Raw genomic sequence first — 22,441 nt, 5'->3', positions numbered from 1 at the left:
TTGTTATGGCAGGGCTGCGACGCGGTCCGACAGCATGGCGGATACGCCGCGCAGCGCCGGGTACTGCTCGGTAATCAGGTAAGTCGGGATGCGCGCGAGGTAAGGGCGCAGGCGCCCCTTGTCCTCGAAGCGCGCGCGGAAGCTGGACTCCGTGAACAGCTTGCCAAGACGCGGCGCGATACCGCCGCCGATATACATGCCGCCGGTTGCACCCAGGGTCAATGCGACATTGCCGGCCACGCTGCCGAGGATGGCGCAGAAGGTGTCGACGGTGCGGCGGCAGTCGCTGGAGCTGCCATCGAGCGCCGCGCCGGTGATGGCCGGCGCATCGAGCCGCTTGCCGGTCAGCGCCCAGTGGATCAGCTCCAGTCCCATGCCCGACAGCAGGCGCTCGGCCGATACGTGGCCGTACTCTCCCCACAGGGCTTCGAGGATCGCCGCCTCCTCCTTGTTGGCCGGCGCGAAACTCACGTGGCCGCCTTCCCCCGCCAGCGCAATCCAGCGGTTGCCACCAGCCGGGATCACACCCGAGACCCCGAGGCCGGTGCCGGGACCAATCAGGCCGATTGGACGGTTGGCCAGCTCGATGCCGCCGCCAATCCGTTCACGTCCGTCGGCCGCCAGGTGCGGCAGCGACATCGCCAGCGCCGCGAAGTCGTTCACCACCAGCAGCGTCGCCAGCCCCTGCTGCAGGCGCAGCGCTTCGATCGAGAAGCTCCAGTGGTGGTTGGTCATGCTGACCTGGTCGTCCTCGACCGGGTTGGCAATCGCAATCGCGGCGTGACGCACGATGTCGACCGCTAGAGCGCGCCCCGCAGCCCTGCCGAGGTAAGCCCGCATCGCATCATCCAGCGTCGCGTAATCGGCGCAGGCCAGCACCTCGACGTCGGCGAACTGCCCGCCGCGCGCTTCCAGGGCGAAGCGCGCATTGGTGCCGCCGATGTCGGCCAGCAGGCGCAACTCCCCGTTCATCGCAGTTCCTCGCAACGCACGGCATCCTGCTCAGTTGCTGCGCCGCCGGCGATCTCGATGCCGGTAAAGGCTGCCGCGAAGGAGGCATCGCTGCTGATGCTGAACGGCGCGTGGACTTTTGCCAAGTCCGTACCCTTGGCCTGGAAGCAAGACAGCGGAATCTTGACGGTCTGCTTGCCCTTGCCCGCCAGGCGCTTGAACAGCGCGGTGGTGTCGAGCGTGCCGCCGCCCATGCTCATCGACACTTTGCCGGCGGGAGCGCCGGAGACGATGGTGTCGAATCGCAGCGCCGCATTGGTGCTGGCCGCCGCCGGTAGCATCATCGCACGCGTGCCACGGGTTTCGACGGTCGCCGGGCCAGTCCAGGTGATGAGCTTCGCGTCCTGCTGGGTATTCACCTGCGAAGTCTGCACCGTCACGCCCGGCAGGCTGAAGCTCGCGTTCAGGTCGGCGCCCAGCACCAGCTGCTGCGAGCTGCTGCGGATCGCCATCGGGAAGCTGGCGCGGTCGGCCTGGCTGAACACCGGGAAGGTAGTGCTGATGCCGCAGCCTCCGGCAGGGAAAGCCGCATCGAGCTTGCCGACCTTCGAGCGGGTGCTTGACTTCAATCCGTAACCCCAGGCGAACAGCGGCGCGTAACCCTTGTCGCCGACATTCAAATCGGTCTGGCAGGCCGACTTCGGCCACGAGAACGGCAGCTTGCCGGTGAAGTCATAGCGCTCGCTGCGTGCAACGAGCAGGTCAGACACGCCCTTGCCCTCGGTGCCCGGCAGCCATGCGGCGACAAACACGTCCGATAAATTGAGCAGGTCGTTGACGTAGAGCGGGCGGCCCGACACGAACACCGTCACCACGGGTGTGTCCTTGCCGGCGACGGCCTGCAGAACAGCCAAATCTTCCGGATAGCGCCCGCTGTGGCGCAGGGTGCCGCTGGGGCCGATGTCGCCATCGCCTTCCGCATACGGGCGCTCGCCGATCACGGCTACCACCACATCAAACGTCGACACGTCGACATCCTTCGCATCCACGCTGAAACTCACGTTCTCGCTGCCAGCCGCTGCGCGGATGCCTGCGAGGATCGTATCTGCGTTCGGGAAGTCCGCATTGGTATTGGCCGTGCCTTGCCAGGTGATCGACCAGCCGCCGCTCTGGTTCGACAGATCGTCGGCGGTCTTGCCGACCAAGAGGATCTTCTTGCCGCGTGCGATCGGAAGCACCGGCTTGTCGTTCTTGATCAGCACCAGCGATTCGCGCACCGCGCGGCGCGCCAGCTCGCGCGGCTGCATCGCATCGTCCTTGCCCGCATACGCGTTCTGCGCCGGGCTTTTGTCGAACAGGCCGGCGCGCAGCTTGACGCGGATGATGCGGCTCACCGCATCGTCGATGCGCGCCATCGGGATCGCGCCGCTTTCCACCTGTTTAATGGTGTTGGCGATGAAGGCTTTCCAGTCGTCCGGCACCATGACCATGTCATTGCCGGCATTGATCGCGGCCGCGCAGCTGTCGTTGCTGCAGCCCGGCACTTCGCCGTGGCCGTTCCAGTCGGTGACAACAAAGCCGTCGAAGCCCATCTTCGTCTTCAGCACGTCGGTCAGCATGGCGCGGCTGCCGTGCATCTTGCCGTAGTTGGTGCCGGCGGCGACATCGTTCCACGAATTGAACGAGGCCATGACCGTCTGCGCACCGGCCTGCAAGGCCGGGTAGTAGCCGGCCCCGTGGATGTTGATCATCTGCGCTTTGCTCGACTTGTTCACGCCGCGGTCCTTGCCGGACTCGGTCCCGCCGTCGCCGATGAAATGCTTGGCAGTGGCAATGGTGTTGGCGTCGTCCTTGAGCATGCCCTGCATGCCGCGGACATAAGCGCCGGCATAGCTCTTCACCACCTCCGGGTTTTCGGAATAGCTTTCGTAGGTCCGTCCCCAGCGGTCGTCGCGCACCACGGCCAGGGTCGGGCCGAATACCCAGGCGATGCCGCTGGCGCGCGTGGCCTTGGCGGTGGCAGCGCCGATTTCCTCCAGCAGCTTTGGATTGCGCGCTGCGCCCAGCCCGATATTGTGCGGGAAGAGCGTGGCGCCGAATACGTTGTTGTGGCCGTGGACGGCGTCCGTCCCCCAAATGACCGGCACCTTGACCGCCATGTCGGTCGCCAGCGACGCCTCGTGATAGCGCTGCGCCAGCGCCAGCCATTCGGCCGCCCTGGCATGCTTGTTCCCGTTCGGCCAGCTGCCGCCGCCATTTAGCACCGAACCGAGGTAATAGCGTTTCACGTCGTCCGGCGTGGCGCTCTTGATCTCGGGCTGGGTCATCTGGCCGACCTTCTGCGCCAGCGTCATTTTGCCGACGATGTCGAGCACGCGCTTTTCCAGCGCCGCATCCTTGCCGATGGCGCTGGTGACCCGCGGCCAGTCGGTCATGGGGGCTGCGCCGGCGGGAAGGGCCAGGGCGATGGCGAGCGCCATTGCCGGGTTGCGGAGCATGGGTGTCATGGGCTGTCTCGCTGTTGTTTTATAGGTGGGTGTCATTCGCCGCGCAGGAAGGCGCGATACCATTTGCCGCTACTCTTCAGGCGCCGTTCCTGGGTGGCGTAATCGATATGCGTGAGCCCGAAGCGCTTTAAATAGCCCTCTGCCCATTCGAAGTTGTCGAGCAGGCTCCAGGCGAAATAACCCTTCACCGGCGCGCCGTCCCGGATGGCCGAGGCCAGAGCCATCAGGTGCCGCACCAGGTAGCGGCGGCGCTCGACGTCCTCGATCTCTCCCTGCGCATTCACTTCATCCGGATAGCAGGAGCCGTTTTCGGTGATGTACATCGGGCCCGGGTGGTAGTCGCTTTCGATGCGCAGCAGCAGTTCGGCCAGGCCTTGCGGCGCCACTTCCCAGCCCATATAAGTGGTTTCGACGCCTTCGCTTGGTGGCAGCACGCGCGCAGACAGTGGTGCGTGGCCGGGTTCGTCCTGGATCGTCTCGGGGAAGTAGTAGTTCACGCCGAGGAAGTCGGTCGGCGTGGCGATGGCCTCCAGGTCGCCCGGCAGCACGACGGGCGCTGCGTCCTTAACGTCGTCGAGCGTCGCCTGCGGGTAGCCGCGGCCATACAAGGGGTCGAGGAACCACCGGTAACGTAGCCCATCATGACGCTCGGCCGCGGCGATATCTTCCGGCGACTCGCTGGCCGCACGCACCGGATGCAGGCTGAGGGCGATGCCGACCTGCGCATCCGGCACGTTCGCGCGGATCAGCGGCACCGCCTTGCCGTGCGAAAGCAGCACGTGGTGCGCCACCTGCAGCGCGGTCCTGAAATCGGTGAGGCCCGGCGCATGCCAGCCTTCGAAATTGCCGATGATCGAGGTGCACCACGGCTCGTTGTGGGTGATCCAGTGCTGCACGCGGTCGCCCAGGCGGCGCGTCATCGCGTCCACGAAGGCGAGGTAGGCGTCGACCGTGGCGCGCTTGTTCCAGCCCCCCTGGTCCTGCAAGAACTGCGGCAGGTCCCAGTGATACAAGGTGGCCCAGGGCTGCAGGCCACGCTCGAGCATGCCGTCCACCAGGCGCGAATAGAAATCCAGTCCCTTTTCGTTCGGCTGGCCGCCGACTTCCGAGAAAATGCGTGGCCAGGCGATCGAGAAGCGGTAGGCGTTCAGGCCCATGTCGCGGCCGATGTCGAAGTCTTCCGGCCAGCGGTGGTAATGGTCGCAGGCGACTGCGCCGCTCGAGCCATCTTTGACTTTGCCCGGCGTGGCGGCGAAGCGGTCCCAGATCGATTCGACCCGGCCATCCTCGGAACCAGCGCCTTCGATCTGGTAGGACGAGGTGGCACAGCCCCACAAGAAATCGGAGGCAAAATCGCCGCGCACGGGGGCGGTCGGCTCGGGACTGTCAGCTGTTGTCATGGTCGCGGTAATAGATATAAGTCGTTATGCGAAGGATATTTGGAAAGCTTTCCAATTGCAATCGAAAAAAAAGGCCGGCGAGCGGCCGTCGGGGCAGCGCGCTTCATTTTTTCTTGCCTCTGGCTGCCGGCAGCTTGGCCAGCGATGCACGCAGGGTCACGCTGACCGGGAAGCTGCGCGACACTGGGCGATGCAGGTCGTAGCAGCGATTCAGCAGCGCATTCAGGCCGTTGAGCGTCATTTCGCGCCAGGGCATGTGCACCGAGGCCAGGCGCGGCGCCGCGAATTCGGCGCTCGGCGTGTCGTCGTAGCCGATGACGGACAGGTCGCGCGGCACGCTGATGCCGGCCTCCTGGAAATAGGACAGCGCACCGACCGCCATCTCGTCGTTGGCGCAGAACAGGGCGGTGCAGCCGCGACCCGATTCGACCAGCGCCTTGGCCGCGGCCCAGCCACCGGCGGGCGAAAAGTCACTTTCCATTACCCACAGCTTGCCGGTGTCGATGCCTTCGCTTTCCAGTTCGCGCATGAATCCGTCGATACGGGCCACGTTATCCGCCAGCGCCGCCGGGCCGGAAATCACGGCGATGTCGCGGTGCTTGTGGTCGAGCAGGGTGCGCGCAGCCATCCGGCCGCCGAGCGCGTGGTCGACCGTGAAGCACTGGTCCGGGATGCCGGTAAACTCATGGTTCAGCGCCACCAGCTGGCGCTGTTTGGCGCCGAGGGTGGCCAGGTCGTCGTCGGTCAGCGCGCTGGTCATCATGATCAAGCCGTCGCAGCCGCGTTCGATCAGGAACTCGATGCCTTCCATCGCCTGCCGACGTGCATCGCCCAGGCCAACGCCGAAGGCGACCACCATGTGCAGGCCGGCGGCGCGCAGCTCGGTGTCGATGATCTGCAGGATCGGGGTGTAGAAGGTACCGCTCAGGACCGGGATGTAGACGCCGATCATCCGGCTGGTGCCGGACAGCAGGGCGCGCGCCGCATGCGAGGGGCGGAACCCGAGCTCGTCGATCGCCTTGCGCACGCGTTCGAGCGTGGCCGGCGATACCGAGCCCTTGCCGCTGACCACGCGCGAGGCGGTGCCGAGACCTACCCCGGCGAGACGCGCTACGTCCTTGATGGTTGCCACTGACGATCCTTAGTTTTCTGACGGATTATTCGAAAAACAATGAAGCATACTGTATTCGTCGAGCACTGGCATCTGTCTTCACAGGCGCTTTCCGCTGGCCGGGTCGAACAGGGAGACGCGCGCGGCATCGACCGTGAAGCGCACTGCCTGCCCGGGTGCCAGCGGGCGTGGATCGTGCACGATGGCCGACAAGCCATGTCCGCCGCAGTCCAGCCACACGACCTGGTGGTTCCCCATCGGCTCGACCAGCGTCACCGAGGCCTCTAGCTGTCCGTCGTCCGTGATGTGGATGTCTTCTGGACGCATGGCCAGCGTCACCGCGCCACCTGCGGCCGCATGGTTCAGCGGCAGTTCGAGCGCCAGCGCGCCGGCGCTGAAGCGGTGCCCGGTATCGAGCTGGCCATCGACGAAATTCATCGACGGCGAACCGAGGAAACCGGCTACGAAGCGGTTGGCCGGCCGTTCATACACCTCGCTCGGCGTGCCGATCTGCTGGATATGCCCGCCCTGCATCACGACGATGCGGGTCGCCAGCGTCATCGCCTCGGCCTGGTCGTGGGTCACGTAGATCATGGTCGAACCGAGCGCCTGGTGCAGGAGTTTCAATTCGCGCCGCAGTTCGGCGCGCAGCTTGGCATCCAGGTTCGATAGCGGCTCGTCAAACAGGTAGACGCCCGCTTCGCGCACCAGGGCGCGGCCGATCGCCACGCGCTGGCGCTGGCCGCCCGAGAGCTGGGCCGGTTTGCGGTCCAGCAGCGCTTCCAGCTGCAGCATCTCTGCGGTGCGCTGCACGCGGCGCTGGATCTCGGCCTTCGGCGCGCCGGAAATGCGCAGGCCGAAAGACATGTTCTTCTCCACCGTCATGGTCGGGTAGAGCGCATACGACTGGAACACCATGCCGATCCCACGCTCGCTCGGATCGGCATGGCTCATATCGACCCCGCCGATCTCGATCGAACCATCGGCCAGGTCGATCAGGCCCGCGATGCTGTGCAGCAGGGTGGACTTGCCGCAGCCCGAAGGTCCCAACAGCACCAGGAACTCGCCCGGCTCCACCTGCAGGTCGAGGTCGCGGATGACCGCATTGCTGCCACGGGTGATGCACAGTTTGCGCAGGTGGACGTTCGACATGCGTTTATCCTTTCACGGCGCCGGCGGCGATACCGCGTACGAACCAGCGTCCCGAGATGAAATAGATCGCCAGCGGCACCGCAGCCGTCAGCATGGTCGCCGCCATGTTGACGTTGTACAGGCGCGTGCCGGTGGTGGTGTTGATCACGTTATTCAGTTGCACCGTCATCGGCGCATTGTCGCGGCCCGCGAACACCAGGCCGAGGATGTAGTCGTTCCATACGCCCGTTACCTGCATGATGGCGGCGACCACGATGATCGGCAGCGACATCGGCAGCATCACTTGCCCGAAGATGCGCCAGAAGCCGCCACCGTCGATGCGCGCCGCCTGGAACAGCTCCTGCGGCACCGAGGCATAGTAATTCCGGAACAGCAGCGTCATGATCGGCATGCCGAAGATGACGTGCACCAGCACGATCGCCGGCAGCGTGCCGAACACGCCGGAGCGCGCCATCATCCATACCAGTGGATAAATCATCACCTGCACCGGGATGAAGGCGCCGGCCAGCAGCACGCCGAACAGGAAATTCGCGCCGCGTGGACGCCAGAACGACAGCGCATAGCCGTTGATCGCGCCCAGCAAAATCGGGATGATCGTGCTCGGCACCGTGATCGCCACCGAATTCCAGAAGCCGCCGCTGACCTGGCGCCAGGCATTCTGCCAGGGCTCGATGGTCGCCAGCAGGGGCAGGGCAAATACACTGCCGTTGCGGATCTCGTCCATCGACTTGAACGAGGTAATGATCATGACGTAGAGCGGCAGCAGGAAGTACAGTGCGGCGCTGAACAGGAAGGCATACACGCCGATGCGCGCCGGCGAAAAGCGCTTGCGGCGCGTGGCAGGGGCGGAGTCGAAGGGCATGGCCGGGGCCTGCAGGGTAGTGTTCATGCGCGGCTCCTGCGGCTGCGTGCGTACGCGTAGGGCGCGAGCAGCGCCAGCACGGGAATCAGGAGCGTCACCGCGCCGGCCGAGGCCAGGCCGATATTCGAGCGCAGGAACAGGTGGTCCATGATGAACTTGGCCGGCACTTCGCTGGCCGTGCCTGGACCGCCGCCGGTCATCGCCACCACCGCGTCGTACAGTTTGACGACTGCGGTGCATAGCAGCAGGAAGACGGTGGCGATGGTCGGGCCGAGCATCGGCAGCACGATCGACAGGTAGACGCGCCAGGCCGGGATGCCATCCAGCCGCGCCGCCTTGTAGATTTCCGGGTCGACGCCGCGCAGGCCGGCCAGCATCAGCGCCATCACCAGGCCCGAGGCCTGCCAGACGGCGGCAATGACGACCGTATAGATGACCATCTCCTGGTCGACCAGCCAGTCGAAGGTGAAGTTCGCAAAGCCCAATTGGCGCACCGCGCTCTCGATACCGGCGCCAGGCGCCAGCATCCATTGCCATACCAGGCCGGTGGCGATGAAGGACATCGCGTACGGGTAGAGGAAGACCGTGCGCAGGAAACCTTCACCCGTCACGTTCTGGTCGATGAAGGCAGCCAGCAGGAAGCCCAGCACCATGCAGGCGACGATAAACAGCGCGCCGTAGACGGCCAGGTTGTTCAGCGAGAGCATCCAGCGCTCGTTGTCGAACAGGCGCGCGTACTGGGCGAAGCCGATGAAGTTATCGGATGAGAAGGTGCGCGAACTGGTGAGCGAGGTGCGGAAGGTCCACAAGGCTGCCCCGATATAAGCGACCAGCACCGTCAGCGCCATCGGCAGCAGGGCAATATGGGGAGCGAGCTTGTTGGCTTGGCGGGCGAGCATTGTTTAGTATTTGAGCGCGTTGGCGATGCTCTTCTGAGCCTTTTCGGCCGGCATGTTCGTGTTCCAGTAAGCGGTCAGCACGTCCTGCATGGCGCCGTTCTGGTCGGGCGTCAGGTAGACCTCGGTGACGCCGGCCTGGCGCGAGCGGTCCTTCATGATCTCGATGCCCTTCTGCGCGCACAGGTCCAGTTCCGCCGCATTCACGTCAGTGCGGACCGGGATCGAGCCTTTCAGCTTGGAGAAGTCCACCTGCAGGTCCGGCTGCGACACGACCTTGGCCAGCAGGTTCTGCGCCCTGACGGTTTGTCCGTCATCGGTGCGCGGGAAAACGAAAACGTCGCCCTGGATCAGGTAGGGCGTGGATGCATTCAGGCCCGCCATGCAGCCGTAGTGCTGGCCCGCGACCTGGCGCGCATTCGTGAACTCGCCCTTGGCCCAGTCGCCCATCACCTGCAGGCCTGCTTTACCGCTGATGACCATGGCCGTGGCGTCGTTCCAGTTGCGGCCTGGCGAACCAGGATCCACATAGGACTTCATGCGCTTGAAGGTGAGCAGCACCTTGCGGAAGGCGGGTGAGAGCAGGGTCGCCTGGTCGCGGTCGCGCATCGCTTTGAGGTACAGCTCCTTGCCACCCATGTTGGCGAGGATGGCCGAGAACAGCACGGTCTCCTGCCACGACTGGCCGCCGTGGGCGAGGGGAATGATGCCGGCGGCCTTGAGCTTGTCGAGCGCGGTGAACAGCTCTTGCATGCTCGCGGGTTCCTTTGCGATGCCGGCCTTCTGGAAGGCCGCCTTCGAATACCAGAACCAGGTCTGCATGTGGATGTTCAGCGGCACCGCGTAGTAGTGGCCATCCACCTTGATGACATCGATGATCGGCATCGGCAGCAGCTGGTCCCAGTTCTGGGCACGCGCGACGCCGTCGACGTTATTGAGCATCCCCGCTTCGATCACATCTAAAAACTGCTTGGAGGTGTTGAACTGCGCGGCAGTGGGCGGGTTGCCGCCGACGATGCGGTTGATGGTGACGGCACGCGACTGGTCGCCGCCGGCGATCGCGGTGTCGATCCAGACGCCACCGGCATTGCGGTAGGCTTGGGCGACCTGTTTCACCGCTGCGGATTCGCCGCCGGAAGTCCACCAGTGGATCACCTCGGCCTTCGGCGCGGCAGGCAACGATGCCGCACGCACCGGCGCGGCATGCGCGGCAGGCATCGAAGCGGCAGCGCACAGCCATGCGCAGGCTGTCGCCAAGGTGCGTACTGTGGACATCGTGTCTCCGTTCTCTGCCATTATTTTCGGTAAGTTGGAAACGTTACCATTGGCTTTGGCTGACTATAGCATCGGGTGAAATCGTGGTCAAACAAATATTGCACTTGAAGATTTTGGCACAGTTTTGCTGGCTGATCGGCAAGCATTTTCCGGGAGACCAGTTTGCTCAGCCGCAAGCGCCTTGTCCGATGTCCATGACCTCGGTCGGTCCGGACGACGGCTTTGTTCATGCTCAACCGTCCAAGCCTGGCGCTTTCTAAGATGAGCTCAAGGAGCAGCGTGACCGCGCCACTCGAACAAGACCCGGAGGCGTCGTCCGCCGCAGTTGCCAGTGGTCCCGTATTGAATACGTTCGATGTCGCCATCGTGTCCACGAGGAGGATGTATGTCGAAACAACAGTTCCGTGCCCAGAATGGGCGGCCAGCGCGCTCGCACCAGGAGCGGTGCGAACAGAATGCGGAAGACCTGTGCCATCCCAATGTCGCTGCCTTCCTCAAGGCGATCGCGGCGGCGGAGGGCGGGGGCTATGACTTCAAGTACGGGGCGCTGAAAGGACGGAGCAATGACCGGTGGCGCTTCACCGATACCTCGACGCATCCGGGGCCGGGCATCGACGGTAAAAGCACTGCGGCAGGGATGTACCAGATCACGCGGCCGACTTGGCAGCATCACGGAGGCAAGCTGGGACTCGACGATTTTTCGCCCCGCACTCAAGACTTGATTGCTGTAGAAATCTTGCGCAGCCTTGGCGTGATGGAGCCGATCAAGGCAGGCCAGATTGCCTCTGTCATGCCCAAGGTAGCAAGGACATGGGCCGCCTTGCCGAAGGGGCCTGGCCAAGGCAATCACTACCCGCACCAGCGCTACATGAAGTTCGACGACTTCCTGTCGGCCTATCTTTCGGAAGGCGGACAAGCGGTGTGAAGTACAAAACAAAAAGCCCAGCCAAAAGGCCGGGCTCAATGCTTGATTATATTGGTGCCGGCTGCCGGTTTCGAACTGGCCACCTGATGATTACAAATCAACTGCTCTACCAAATGAGCTAAGCCGGCGTGATCTTTAGGACAAGAATTATACCTTACTTGATCCGGGTCAGCGTTGGACGCCCGCCCTTCTTGGGAGGCTCATCGTTGTCATCTGGCGACGCCACTGACTCTGAAGGAACTTCCGCCTGCTGCCTGTCCGGCACCGCCGACAAGGAAGGCGCCGACGCTTCTTCGACACCGCCTTCGGACGACAAGGTCTCCGACGCCGTCGCCCCCACCTCGAACGCCATTCCTTGGCCATTCTCGTTCGCGTAAATCGCCAGCACGTTCTGCACCGGGATATACAGCTCGCGAGAGACGCCATTGAACCGCGCGCGGAAGTGGATCGCGTCGTTGTCCATCTTCAGGCCCGAGGTGGCGCCGTAGCTGATGTTCAGGATGATCTCACCCTTGCGCACGTATTCCATCGGCACCGTCGTGGCGGCATCGACCTTGACGGCGAGGTAGGGGGTGTAGCCGCTGTCCGTGCACCATTCGTAGATGGCGCGCAGGAGGTAGGGCTTGGTGGAGATGTCTGACATTGGTTCAGGTTGATAACAATTCTGTTCGTCCACGCCAGTTTACTGGAATCGCCTTGGAAGCGTCCGAAACTGGCGTGTACCGGATCGGCGATGCAGGTGACGGACATCAAATCCGCCACGCTGCATCAATGCACCGATTTAACGGCGCATGACCTTTTCGGACGGGGTCAGCGCTTCGATATAGGCCGGGCGCGAGAAGATGCGTTCGGCGTATTTCATCAGCGGGGCCGCGGTCTTCGACAGCTCGATGCCGTAGTGGTCCAGGCGCCAGAGCAGCGGGGCGATCGCGACGTCCAGCATCGAGAATTCGTCGCCCAGCATGTACTTGTTCTTCAGGAACAGTGGAGCCAGCGTGGTCAGGCGGTCGCGGATTTCGGTGCGGGCCTTGTCGTGGCTCTTGTCGTTCGTCTTGTTGCGCTCGCTTTCCAGCACGTGCACGTGGACGAACAGCTCTTTCTCGAAGTTGAACAGCATCAGGCGGGCACGGGCGCGCATGAGCGGGTCGGCCGGCATCAGTTGCGGATGCGGGAAGCGCTCGTCGATGTACTCGTTGATGATGTTCGATTCGTACAGGATCAGTTCGCGCTCGACCAGGATCGGCACCTGGCCGTACGGGTTCATCGTCGAAATGTCTTCCGGCTTGTTGAACAGGTCGACGTCGCGCACCTCGAAGTCCATGCCCTTTTCGAACAGGACCAGGCGGCAGCGTTGGGAGAACGGGCACGTGGTGCCGGAGTAGAGAACCATCATGGTTTATAGTTCCTTAAGAAACAAAGGGGTGAAGCGCCTAGCGACTCACCCCGAAAAATGATTGCCCGTATTATAGCCAACCGGGCAATGAAAGCGAATTTACTTGACGTTTTTCCAGTACGATTCGTTCAGGCGCCAGGCCAGGAAGGCGAAAAGGGACAGGAATAACAACACAATAACGCCCAACTTCTTGCGCGCGTCTTGCGCTGGCTCAGCCATCCAGCTCAGGTAGGCAACCAGGTCGGCCGTCGCGGTGTCGAATTCCTGCTGGTTCATCGTGCCTGGCGTGACCTGCTCGAAGCCCACGAACTTGTGGATCTTCTTGCCGGCCTCGTGCGGATCGTCCACATCCTGGAACTTGGCGGTGCGGATGCCCTGCATCTGCCACATGGCGTGCGGCATGGCCACGTTCGGCACGACCATGTTGTTCCAGCCGGTCGGGCGTTCGCTGTCGGCGTAGAAAGTGCGCAGGTAGGTGTACAGGTAGTCGGCGCCGGTGCCGGCCGGCGACGACTTGGCGCGGGCGATCACCGACAAATCCGGCGGCACGGCGCCGAACCAGGTCTTGGCATCGTCCGGGCGCATGGCCGTCGTCATCATGCCGCCGACCTTGTCTTGCGAAAACAACAGGTTGGTCTTGATCTGCTCTTCGGTCAAGCCAAGGTCGCGCAGGCGGTTGTAGCGCATGCTCGATGCCGAGTGGCAGTTCAGGCAGTAGTTGACGAACAGCTTGGCGCCGTTCTGCAGCGACGACATGTCGGCCCGCTCGGGCGCCGACTCGAGCGGGAAGCCGCCTTCGGCGGCGAATACCAGTCCCGGCACCAGCGCCAGGACTGCGATCAGTTTCTTCGCAAAGAATTTCATGTGATGTCCTTGTTCGTCCGCGATTAGTGTGGCGTGAAGGTCAGGCGCGTCGGGACCGGTTTGAACCGGCCCATCGTGCTCCACCACGGCATCAACAGGAAGAACGCAAAGTACAGCAGGGTCGCCACTTGCGAGATGATCGTGAAGGTCGCCGTCGGCAGCTGGGTGCCCAGGTAGCCCAGCACCACGAACACCACCGCGAACAGGATGAACACGGTCTTGTGCCAGTCAGGGCGGTAGCGGATCGAGCGGGCCGGCGAGTGGTCAAGCCAAGGCAGGAAGGCGATGATCACCACCGACGAACCGAACAGCACCACGCCCCAGAACTTCGCTTCCAGCACCTGCGGCAGCATGCCGACCACCAGCACCAGGCCGATCACCGCGATGATGATCTTGGTGCGGTAGGCCAGGCGCGACTTGAACCAGATGAACACGACGTAGGCGGCAATCGCGGCCATCAGCACGTACATGAAGTCGGCGGTGGTGGCGCGCAGCACCGAGTAGAACGGCGTGAAATACCAGGTCGGGGCGATGTGCGACGGCGTCTTCATCGAATCGGCCGGCAGGAAGTTGTTGTACTCCAGGAAGTAGCCACCCATCTCAGGCGCGAAGAACACGATTGCCGAGAAAATGAGCAGGAATACCGACACGCCGAAGAAGTCCTTCGCCGAGTAGTACGGGTGCGACATGATGCCGTCCACCGGATGGCCGTCCGGACCCAGGTTGTCCTTGATCTCGATGCCGTCCGGGTTGTTCGAACCCACTTCGTGCAGCGCGATCAGGTGGGCGGCAACCAGGCCCAGCAGCACCAGCGGCAGCGCGATGACGTGGAAGGCGAAGAAGCGGTTCAGGGTGGCGTCCGACACGACGTAGTCGCCGCGGATCCACAGCGACAGGTCGGGACCGATCAGCGGGATGGCGCCGAACAGGTTGACGATCACTTGCGCGCCCCAGTACGACATCTGGCCCCATGGCAGCAGGTAGCCGAAGAAGGCTTCCGCCATCAGGCACAGGAAGATCGCGAAACCGAAGATCCAGATCAGTTCGCGTGGCTTGCGGTAGGAGCCGTACATCAGGCCGCGTGCCATGTGCAGGTAGACCACGATGAAGAACATCGAGGCGCCGGTCGAGTGCATGTAGCGCACTAGCCAGCCCCACGGGACTTCGCGCATGATGTATTCGACCGAACCGAAGGCCAGGTTGGCGTCCGGCTTGTAGTGCATGGTCAGGAAGATGCCGGTGATGATCTGCAGCACCAGCAGCAGCATCGCCAGCGAGCCGAAGATGTACCAGAAATTGAAGTTCTTCGGGGCGTAGTACTTGCCCCACTGGTCGTTCCAGAGCTTGGACAGCGGGAAGCGGTCGTCGACCCAGGCCAGGGCCTTCTGGCCCACCGGCGCATTGGCCGGGAGCTGCGTATCTTTGAACGGGGCGCCCATTTATGCCTCGCCTTTCTCGTCTTTGCCGATGACCATGCGGGTATCGGACAGGTACATGTACGGGGGGACATCCATGTTGGTCGGTGCCGGCTTGTTCTTGAACACGCGCGCCGACAGGTCGAAGGTCGAGCCGTGGCAAGGGCACAGGAAGCCGCCCGGCCAGTTGTCCGGCAGGTTCGGCTGGGCGCCGGAGGCCAGGCGCGACGACGGCGAGCAGCCGAGGTGGGAGCAGATACCGACGGTGACCAGCACTTCCTTGTGCTCGGCGCGCGCGCGGTAAGGGTTCTTGGCATAGGCCGGTGTCGGCAGCTGGTATTCTTTCTCGGAGTTCGGATCGGCCAGGTCACCCGAATCCTTCTCGAGGGCGGCCATCATTTCCGGCGTGCGGCGCAGGATCCAGACCGGCTTGCCGCGCCATTCGACGACCTTCATTTCCCCCGGCTTGACGTCAGCGATATCGACCTCGACCGGAGCACCGGCGGCCTTCGCACGCTCGGACGGCTGGAAGGTACTGACGAGAACGCCCGCCGTGGATACTCCAACGACGCCGCCTGCCGCGCATGTAGCGACGAGCAATCCGCGTCGGCCTGAATCGACCTGTTTTTCGTTACTCATACCAACCCCACCTCGTGAAAATACGAACTTAAAGAATCAAGTAAAGAGCTTCCAGCAACACAAAATTATATGTGAACGGCAATACCGATTGGAAAAAAATTATCAAGCGGACACAACAAGCTTGAAATTTGAAGCATTTTTTGCCTGTTTATAGGCTGTGCATACACGCCCGATAGCTTACGGTATGATGGTCATCCTTGCCTCAATAATAATGAAAGGCGTGGTCATGAGCATGATGGGTGAGTTTAAAACGTTCGTAACGCGGGGTAACGTCGTTGATCTTGCTGTCGGCGTGATCATTGGCGGCGCCTTTGGGCGGATCGTCGATTCGCTGGTCAAGGACATCATCATGCCGCCCATCGGAGCCATGCTGGGTGGCCTCGATTTTGCCAATTACTACGTGCCGCTGAACGGGCAGGGCACCAGCTTGCCCTTGGTCGAGGCGCAAAAAGCGGGCGCCGTGCTCGCTTACGGGAATTTCCTGACCATCCTGTTGAACTTCATCCTGCTGGCATTTGTTATCTTCCAGATGGTGCGGGTCGTGAACCGCATCCGCAAGCCGGCCGAAATCACCGCGGTAGAGGCCGAAGAAATCCTGCTCCTGCGCGACATCCGTGATTCCCTGAGAAAGTGAAAGACGGCACCCTCCACGAGATCCGGCCAGTCCGCCCCCTGAGGCGGCTCTGGCTGCTGTTCGCGCAAACCGTCACGGTGGCGCTGGCGCTGTATTTCGTGGTGGCTGCCTTGCAGCCCGACTGGTTGCAGCGGGCACCGACCCAGGTCCAGGTCGGCATGCCGGGCAAGGCCGTGCCGGTACTGCAGGGCCCGGCGCTCCCGGCCGGCGGCAGCTACCGCGAGGCGGCGGGGCGCGCCATGCCGGCCGTGGTCAACATCCTCACCAGCAAGGCCTCGCGCGAAACCCATCCGCTGCTGAAGGACCCGTTCTTCCGCCGCTTCTTCGGCAACCGCATGCCGCCCGATGAGCAGCTGGCCAGCCTCGGCTCGGGTGTGATCGTCAGCACCGACGGCACTATCCTGACCAATAACCACGTGGTCGAAGGCGCCGACATCATCGAGGTCGGCCTGGCGGACGGCCGCAAGATCCCGGCGCGCATCGTCGGCACCGATCCGGAAACCGACCTGGCCGTGATCCGCATTTCCGCCAGCAACCTGCCGGTGATGGTGCTCGGCGACCCCGAGCGCTCGCGGGTGGGCGACGTGGTGCTGGCCATCGGCAATCCGTTCGGCGTCGGGCAGACGGTCACGCTCGGCATCATCTCGGCGCTGGGGCGCAACAACCTGCACATCAACCATTTCGAGAATTTCATCCAGACCGATGCCGCGATCAATTTCGGCAACTCGGGTGGGGCGCTGGTCGATACCAACGGCCACCTGCTCGGGATTAACTCGGCGATCTATTCCCAGACCGGCGGTTCGGTGGGCATCGGCTTCGCCATCCCGGTGACCACGGCGAAGAAGGTGCTGGACTCGATCGTCCGCCACGGCACCGTGGTGCGCGGCTGGATCGGCATCGAGTCGCAGGACATCACGCCCGAGCTGGCCCAGAGTTTCGGCCTGGGGCGCGACAGCGGCGCCATCATCGCCGGCGTGGTGCGCGGCGGCCCGGCCGACCGCGCGGGGATCCAGCCGGGCGACATCCTGCTGGCCGTCGGCAGCAAGACCGTGGCCAATACCAGCGAGATGCTCAACCTCATTGCCCAACTGGAACCGGGGGAAAAGGCGCCCTTGCGTATCATGCGCAAGAACCGCGAGGCAACGCTTGCCGTCACCGTCGGCAAGCGGCCGCGCCAGCCCCAGTAAACTTTTTTTTTTGGAACCTGCATGCACCTGCGTGACCTGACGCAATTTTTAAGCGAGCTCAGCGAAAACAACACCCGTCCCTGGTTCATCATGAACAAGCCGCGCTACGACATCCTGCGCGCGGAATTCCTCGACGTCGTCACTGAGCTGATCCGTGAACTGGGCACGTTCGATAAACAGGTGGCTGGCTGCGATCCCAAGAAGGCGATGTTCCGTATCCACCGCGACGTGCGCTTCGCCAAGGACAAGCGGCCCTACAAAACCCATTTCTCGGCCGGCATCGCACCGCTCGACAAGCGGCGCCCGAGCGCGGCCGGCGGCCCGACCTATTACTTCCACATCGAGCCCAACGGCAACCTGCTGTTCGGGGCGGGCGAGTACCTGCCGCCGGCGCCGCGCCTGAAGGCGATCCGCGAGCACCTCGTCAACGATGCGACAGGCTTCACGAAAATGTTGAAGAATAAGCATCTCCGGTCGACCTATGGCGACCTTCAGGAAGAAGATAAATTGCAGCGTCCCCCCAAGGGCGTGGATCAGGATCACCCGCTGGTCGAATACCTGAAGCTCAAGAGCTTTTTCGTCTGGGTCGAGGTGCCGCTGCTGCTGAACGCGCCCGAACTGCTGGTGCCGCAACTGGCCAGTGGCATGAAGGATGCATTCGCGCTCGTCACCTGGCTGCGTGGGGTGCCGGAGAAACACGAAGAGCCGGAATAACAGGACACATTCATTACGGAGGGCGACATGGCCTTGCAACATGCAGTTTCAGGCGAACGCATCGCCTTGCAGCGCGGCGACAACGACATCGCGCATTTCACCTCGATCGCACTGATCAAGACCGATCATATGGAACTGATCCGCCTGGTGCTGCCAAAGGAAAAGCCGATGCCCGAGCACCGGGTCGAAGGGGAAATGACCTTGGTCTGCCTTGAGGGCGAAATCGCCTTCGATGCGCACGGACGCACCACGATCCTGCGGCCGAACGAGATGGTCTACCTGGCGGGCGGGGAGCCGCATGCGATCCGGGCGAATCACGATGCGGTGGCCTTGCTGACCATCTTGCTGGGGCCGGTGCGCAGCGGTGGGCCGACGAATGATCCGCGCGGGTCGGGGTCGGGGACTTGAACTGTGGGGCAATCAACCGCGAGCCCGCACAATGCCGGTGAATTAGCGAGAACCGTAGGGTGGGCGTAAAACAGTCCACTGGACTGTTTTACCTGCCCACGCGTTCAACCAGCGGTAGCACGGACGCGGTGCGGTTATGTTGGGCTAACTATCGCCGCGCGGGCGGAGGATCCGCCCACCCTACGACTAAGCGGCGGCTATTGAGTTATCAGCATTACCAGGCAGCCAGGTTTTACGCCAACTCATCCCTCGGATCCCTTGCCAGCAATTGCTGCGCCATCTCCGTCGCATTCACCCCATCGAACAGCACCGCCGCCACCGCCTCGGTGATCGGCATGTCCACGCCCAGCCGGCGCGCCAGCGCGCGTACCGACTTGGCACAGGGCACGCCCTCCGCCACATGCCCGAGTTCGGCCACGATGGTGTCCAGCTGCTTGCCCTGCGCCAGCGCCAGGCCCACGCGGCGGTTGCGCGACAGGTCGCCCGTACACGTCAGGATCAGGTCGCCCATGCCGGTCAGGCCCATGAAGGTGGCCGGCTGTGCGCCCAGGGTCACGCCCAGGCGGGTGATCTCGGCCAGGCCGCGGGTGATCAGGGCGGCGCGCGCATTCAGGCCCAGGCCAAGGCCATCGGCCGCGCCGGTGGCGATCGCCATCACGTTTTTCACTGCGCCGCCGACTTCCACGCCGACCATGTCGTCGCAGGCGTAGACACGCAAATTATTGCCGTGCGCCGCGGCGACCACGCGCTCACGCAGCAGGCTGGAGGTCGAGGCTACGCTCAGTGCGCAGGGTAGGCCGCGCGCCACTTCCTGCGCGAACGACGGCCCGGACAAGGCTGCGCCCGGCACCGATTCGCCCAATACTTCAACCACCACCTGGTGCGGCAGCAGGCCGCTGCCGGCTTCGAAGCCCTTGCACAGCCAGACCACGTTCGGAATCGCGCGGCCCTTCAATTGCCCCAGCAGCGGACGCAGGCCGGCCACCGGGCAGGCCAGGATCAGCAGCGGTGCTTCGTCTTGAGCGGCGTCGGCGACATGGGCCAGCGCGGCCTCGAGATCGGCGCTGACCTGCAGGCCGGCCGGCAGCGGAAAGCCCGGCAGGTAGTGCAGGTTTTCGCGCGCAGCCGCGGTTTCGGCCATCTGCCCGGGATTGCGGCCCCACAGCAGCACCTCATGGCGGGCCGCCAGCGCAATCGCCACGGCGGTGCCCCAGGCGCCGGCGCCGAGGATGGTAATCTTGGATGGTGTTTTCTGTTCTTGCATTTTTATTGAGCAGGCGACATTACAGGCCCCAGACATCGTTCGAGCGCACATAGCCGAGGATGCCGTCGCGGTGGCGCACGCGCACCCAGGCGATCGTGCTCGGGTCAACCAGTTCCAGTACCACGCCCTTGTCGGCGGTCATCAAGACGGGGGAGCTGTCATCCGGTTCGGCGAAGACCTTGGCGCCGGGCGTGCTGACGACGACGTTGCGGCGCGCCACCAGGCCCTTGGCTTCGGTCCAGGCCAGTTCGCCGCTCATGTCGCGCACCTTGACCCAGTCGCCATAACCGATCACGACCTGCAGCGGCATGCCGCGCGGCGCGATGTACAGCTTGGCGCCCTTGGTGGTCGGCGTGTCGTACAGGATCACCGGGGCCGGGCCGACGCTCTTGAAATCGAAGGCGAACGCAGCCGGTGCTGCCAGGATGAGCACGCTTGCGAGGAGACGGGATGGAATCATGGCGGGCCAAAGATCGGATCAAAACCGCGGGCAAACCGGGGGTAACGCCGTGGACGCCGGAAGGCAAGCACGGGCACCGCTAGCGATGCCCGCGAAAGAACGACTTACTGTGCCGGAGCTTCAGCAGCCTGGGCCATGGCTTGCTGGCGCTGCTGGTAGAAGGCTTCGAAGTTGATCTCGGCCAGGTGCACCGGTGGGAAGCCGGCGCGGCTGATCACGTCGGCGATGTTGGCGCGCAGGTAAGGGTAGACGATGTTCGGGCAGCCGATACCCAGCAGCGGATCCATCTGCTCGGCAGGGATGTTGCGGGCTTCGAAGATGCCTGCCTGCTTGCCTTCGACCAGGAAAGCGACCTTGTCCTTGACCTTGGCGGTGACGGTGATGGTCACGGTCGACTCGTAGATGCCTTCTGCGATGCTGTCGGCGCCGACGTCCAGCGACACTTCGATGGTCGGGGCTTCCTGCTCGAGGAAGATTGCCGGGGAATTCGGTTGCTCCAGCGACATGTCTTTCAGGTAGACGCGTTGGATTTGGAAGACTGGTTGCAGGTTTTCGTCAGACATGGAACGCTTTCGTGAAATTTTGGATGGACGGACGCGCCGTCACGATGCTTTGGTCAAACGCGACGGCAATTGTATCAAAATCAATTTGGAAGCAATACCCCTACCGCCGCAGGCCCAGAAGCCAGTCAATCCGGGCTCCACCCAGGCGCAATCCGGCTTGTAAAGCGAGATCAGGCGCCCTGCAGCAGCGGGTCCAGGCGGCCGGCCTGGTCGAGGGCGTACAGGTCGTCGAAGCCGCCGACGTGGGTGTCGCCCACATAGATTTGCGGGACGGTGCGGCGGCCGGTGCGTTGCATCATAATCTGGCGCTGCTCCGGATCCAGGTCGACACGGATGCGCTCGATGTCGCTCACGCCCTTGGCTTCGAGCAGGCGCTCGGCGCGGACGCAGTAGGGGCAGTTGGCAGTGTGGTACAGGACGACGTGTTGGGTCATGATGCTTCCTTCTGAATGAATTCTTACTTGGTCACCGGCAAGCCTGCCGCGGTCCAGGCCGTCAAGCCGCCTTCGAGCGCATGCGCGTCCTCGAAGCCTGCGGCTGCCAGCAGTCGCACCGCCTTGTCGGCGCGCGCGCCGTTCTGGCAGACGACGATGAGGGTACGGCCCTTGGACTTGTCCAGCTCGCCGATACGATTGCCCAAGTCTGACAGCGGGATGTTTTTTGCGTCGCGCACATGGCCGGCCGCGAATTCTTCGCTGCTCCTCACGTCCAGCACCACGGTCTTGCCGCGGTTGATCATTTGCGTGGCCTGCAGCGGGGAGGCACGCTTGCCGCGCGGCGCCAGGGCTGGCCAGAGCAGGGCGGCGCCAGAAACAACGGCGATTGCCACGACGAAGATATTATCGAGAATGAAATTCACAAGGCTTCCAATGGTTGAACTGAATCGGCGCATTATAAAATAGATGCTGGACCGAATATCTCCAGGCGTCTAAAAACCGTCGCGAGCGGCAGCGATGGTGGTTGAGAAGCGCAGCTGTACGAGTAGTACAGTGAGCATCGCAGGCCGCCAGCGCAACGCGCAGCAGGTTTTCAGGCGTCTATCGCAGTATTTTCTTCTTTAAAGTTGAGCTTATGTACAAAATCGTATTCATGCGCCATGGCGAATCCACCTGGAACCTGGCCAACCGGTTTACCGGCTGGGTCGACGTCGACCTGACCGAGAAGGGCATCCTTGAAGCAAAGAACGCCGGCCGCGCGCTGCGCGACGCCGGTTTTACCTTCGACCTGGCCTATACCTCGGTGCTCAAGCGCGCCATCCGCACCTTGTGGCTGGCGATGGACGAAATGGACATGATGTACCTGCCGGTGAAGAACGACTGGCGCCTGAACGAGCGTCACTACGGCGCGCTGCAGGGCCTGGACAAGGGCGAGACCGCCGCCAAATACGGCGACGAGCAGGTGCTGGTCTGGCGCCGCAGCTACGACACCCCGCCGCCGGCGCTGGCGCCTGACGACGAGCGCACCTCGTTCAAGGATCCGCGCTACGCCAATCTGGAGATGTCGCAGATCCCGCTGACCGAATGCCTGAAGGACACCGTGGCGCGCGTCATGCCAGCTTGGGACGAAGAAATTGCACCGGCCATCCGCGCCGGCAAGAACATCCTGATCTCGGCACACGGCAACAGCCTGCGCGCCATCATCAAGATGTTGGATGGCATCAGCGACACCGATATCGTCGGCCTGAACATCCCGAACGGCCAGCCGCTGGTATACGAGCTGGATGCCGATTTAAAACCGATCAAGAGCTATTACCTGGGCGACCAGGAAGCGATTGCTGCAGCCGTGGCGGCGGTGGCCAACCAAGGGAAGGCGAAGTAAGTT

24 protein-coding genes and 1 tRNA gene are annotated in these 22,441 nt (G+C 63.3%); 6 read left to right on the top strand and 19 right to left on the bottom strand.

The features are described from left to right. Window positions 1-3: 3 nt before the first annotated feature. The 8 genes from HGB41_RS14250 to HGB41_RS14215 all read right to left on the bottom strand — a co-directional run bounded on the left by HGB41_RS14250 (window position 4) and on the right by HGB41_RS14215 (window position 10,154). Window positions 4-972 carry a glucokinase gene (locus HGB41_RS14250; RefSeq protein WP_171085464.1) on the bottom strand — a complete coding sequence of 323 codons (969 nt, stop codon included), beginning with the start codon at window positions 970-972 and terminating at the stop codon, window positions 4-6. Further along, complete coding sequence (locus HGB41_RS14245) at window positions 969-3,458, bottom strand: glycoside hydrolase family 3 protein (protein WP_171085462.1); 2,490 nt, start codon at window positions 3,456-3,458, stop codon at window positions 969-971. The genes HGB41_RS14250 and HGB41_RS14245 overlap by 4 nt, the downstream gene beginning before the upstream one ends. 32 nt (window positions 3,459-3,490) lie before the next feature. After that, on the bottom strand, window positions 3,491-4,858 hold the full coding sequence (locus HGB41_RS14240; RefSeq protein WP_171085460.1) for a GH1 family beta-glucosidase: 1,368 nt from the start codon (window positions 4,856-4,858) through the stop codon (window positions 3,491-3,493). A gap of 103 nt (window positions 4,859-4,961) precedes the next feature. After that, window positions 4,962-5,990 (bottom strand): LacI family DNA-binding transcriptional regulator, encoded by a 1,029-nt coding sequence (locus tag HGB41_RS14235; protein WP_171085458.1) that lies wholly within the window; start codon window positions 5,988-5,990, stop codon window positions 4,962-4,964. Between the two features lie 78 nt (window positions 5,991-6,068). After that, complete coding sequence (locus tag HGB41_RS14230) at window positions 6,069-7,121, bottom strand: ABC transporter ATP-binding protein (RefSeq protein ID WP_171085456.1); 1,053 nt, start codon at window positions 7,119-7,121, stop codon at window positions 6,069-6,071. Between the two features lie 4 nt (window positions 7,122-7,125). Then, entirely contained in the window at window positions 7,126-8,010 is an 885-nt protein-coding gene (locus tag HGB41_RS14225; RefSeq protein WP_171085454.1) for a carbohydrate ABC transporter permease, read from the bottom strand. Then, window positions 8,007-8,882 carry a carbohydrate ABC transporter permease gene (locus tag HGB41_RS14220; protein WP_171085453.1) on the bottom strand — a complete coding sequence of 292 codons (876 nt, stop codon included), beginning with the start codon at window positions 8,880-8,882 and terminating at the stop codon, window positions 8,007-8,009. The genes HGB41_RS14225 and HGB41_RS14220 overlap by 4 nt, the downstream gene beginning before the upstream one ends. Window positions 8,883-8,885: 3 nt before the next feature. Next, complete coding sequence (locus HGB41_RS14215; protein ID WP_171085451.1) at window positions 8,886-10,154, bottom strand: ABC transporter substrate-binding protein; 1,269 nt, start codon at window positions 10,152-10,154, stop codon at window positions 8,886-8,888. A gap of 385 nt (window positions 10,155-10,539) precedes the next feature. Between HGB41_RS14215 and HGB41_RS14210 the strand changes: the two genes are divergently transcribed. Next, complete coding sequence (locus HGB41_RS14210) at window positions 10,540-11,079, top strand: lysozyme family protein (protein WP_229423023.1); 540 nt, start codon at window positions 10,540-10,542, stop codon at window positions 11,077-11,079. 52 nt (window positions 11,080-11,131) lie between these two features. Here HGB41_RS14210 and HGB41_RS14205 read toward each other — a convergent pair. From HGB41_RS14205 to petA, 6 genes are all read right to left on the bottom strand, one after another. After that, window positions 11,132-11,207 (bottom strand) — tRNA-Thr (locus HGB41_RS14205). Window positions 11,208-11,233: 26 nt separating this feature from the next. Continuing rightward, window positions 11,234-11,722: a ClpXP protease specificity-enhancing factor gene (locus HGB41_RS14200; RefSeq protein ID WP_171085449.1), complete on the bottom strand. Its 489-nt coding sequence runs from the start codon at window positions 11,720-11,722 to the stop codon at window positions 11,234-11,236. Between the two features lie 138 nt (window positions 11,723-11,860). Next, window positions 11,861-12,472 carry a glutathione S-transferase N-terminal domain-containing protein gene (locus HGB41_RS14195; RefSeq protein WP_171085447.1) on the bottom strand — a complete coding sequence of 204 codons (612 nt, stop codon included), beginning with the start codon at window positions 12,470-12,472 and terminating at the stop codon, window positions 11,861-11,863. A 99-nt stretch (window positions 12,473-12,571) separates the two neighbouring features. Then, window positions 12,572-13,336: a cytochrome c1 gene (locus HGB41_RS14190; RefSeq protein WP_171085445.1), complete on the bottom strand. Its 765-nt coding sequence runs from the start codon at window positions 13,334-13,336 to the stop codon at window positions 12,572-12,574. 23 nt (window positions 13,337-13,359) lie between these two features. Beyond that, window positions 13,360-14,775, bottom strand: coding sequence for a cytochrome b (locus tag HGB41_RS14185; RefSeq protein ID WP_171085444.1), 1,416 nt, complete (start codon window positions 14,773-14,775; stop codon window positions 13,360-13,362). After that, the gene (gene petA, locus HGB41_RS14180; protein WP_171085442.1) at window positions 14,776-15,390 is read right to left on the bottom strand and encodes a ubiquinol-cytochrome c reductase iron-sulfur subunit; all 615 of its coding nucleotides are present in this window, start codon (window positions 15,388-15,390) and stop codon (window positions 14,776-14,778) included. A 226-nt stretch (window positions 15,391-15,616) separates the two neighbouring features. Between petA and mscL the strand changes: the two genes are divergently transcribed. From mscL to HGB41_RS14160, 4 genes are read left to right on the top strand one after another with little or no spacing between them, the layout of a single operon-like run. Next, window positions 15,617-16,024: a large conductance mechanosensitive channel protein MscL gene (mscL, locus tag HGB41_RS14175; protein ID WP_171085440.1), complete on the top strand. Its 408-nt coding sequence runs from the start codon at window positions 15,617-15,619 to the stop codon at window positions 16,022-16,024. 38 nt (window positions 16,025-16,062) lie between these two features. Continuing rightward, entirely contained in the window at window positions 16,063-17,211 is a 1,149-nt protein-coding gene (locus HGB41_RS14170; protein WP_171085698.1) for a Do family serine endopeptidase, read from the top strand. A 21-nt stretch (window positions 17,212-17,232) separates the two neighbouring features. Beyond that, window positions 17,233-17,925, top strand: coding sequence for a DUF2461 domain-containing protein (locus tag HGB41_RS14165; protein ID WP_171085438.1), 693 nt, complete (start codon window positions 17,233-17,235; stop codon window positions 17,923-17,925). Between the two features lie 27 nt (window positions 17,926-17,952). Next, window positions 17,953-18,333, top strand: a complete 381-nt coding sequence (locus HGB41_RS14160) for a cupin domain-containing protein (protein ID WP_171085437.1) — start codon at window positions 17,953-17,955, stop codon at window positions 18,331-18,333. A gap of 232 nt (window positions 18,334-18,565) precedes the next feature. Here HGB41_RS14160 and HGB41_RS14155 read toward each other — a convergent pair whose 3' ends face one another. The 5 genes from HGB41_RS14155 to HGB41_RS14135 all read right to left on the bottom strand — a co-directional run bounded on the left by HGB41_RS14155 (window position 18,566) and on the right by HGB41_RS14135 (window position 21,479). Further along, window positions 18,566-19,597, bottom strand: coding sequence for an NAD(P)H-dependent glycerol-3-phosphate dehydrogenase (locus tag HGB41_RS14155; protein ID WP_171085434.1), 1,032 nt, complete (start codon window positions 19,595-19,597; stop codon window positions 18,566-18,568). A gap of 19 nt (window positions 19,598-19,616) precedes the next feature. Beyond that, entirely contained in the window at window positions 19,617-20,057 is a 441-nt protein-coding gene (locus HGB41_RS14150; RefSeq protein ID WP_171085432.1) for an SH3 domain-containing protein, read from the bottom strand. Between the two features lie 104 nt (window positions 20,058-20,161). After that, window positions 20,162-20,620 carry a protein-export chaperone SecB gene (gene secB, locus HGB41_RS14145; protein WP_171085430.1) on the bottom strand — a complete coding sequence of 153 codons (459 nt, stop codon included), beginning with the start codon at window positions 20,618-20,620 and terminating at the stop codon, window positions 20,162-20,164. A 170-nt stretch (window positions 20,621-20,790) separates the two neighbouring features. After that, entirely contained in the window at window positions 20,791-21,054 is a 264-nt protein-coding gene (gene grxC / locus HGB41_RS14140) for a glutaredoxin 3 (protein ID WP_171085428.1), read from the bottom strand. Between the two features lie 23 nt (window positions 21,055-21,077). Continuing rightward, complete coding sequence (locus HGB41_RS14135; protein ID WP_171085426.1) at window positions 21,078-21,479, bottom strand: rhodanese-like domain-containing protein; 402 nt, start codon at window positions 21,477-21,479, stop codon at window positions 21,078-21,080. A gap of 212 nt (window positions 21,480-21,691) precedes the next feature. On the opposite strand from HGB41_RS14135, the gene gpmA reads away from it, so the two are divergent. Then, a complete protein-coding gene (gpmA, locus tag HGB41_RS14130; RefSeq protein WP_171085424.1) occupies window positions 21,692-22,438 on the top strand; it encodes a 2,3-diphosphoglycerate-dependent phosphoglycerate mutase in 747 nt (248 codons plus the stop codon). Window positions 22,439-22,441 lie beyond the last annotated feature (3 nt).

Source organism: Telluria aromaticivorans, assembly GCF_013003915.1.
GTDB classification, from domain to species: domain Bacteria; phylum Pseudomonadota; class Gammaproteobacteria; order Burkholderiales; family Burkholderiaceae_D; genus Telluria; species Telluria aromaticivorans.
Note: the sequence above shows the minus strand (reverse complement) of the source record. Positions and strands in the feature narration are given on the sequence as shown.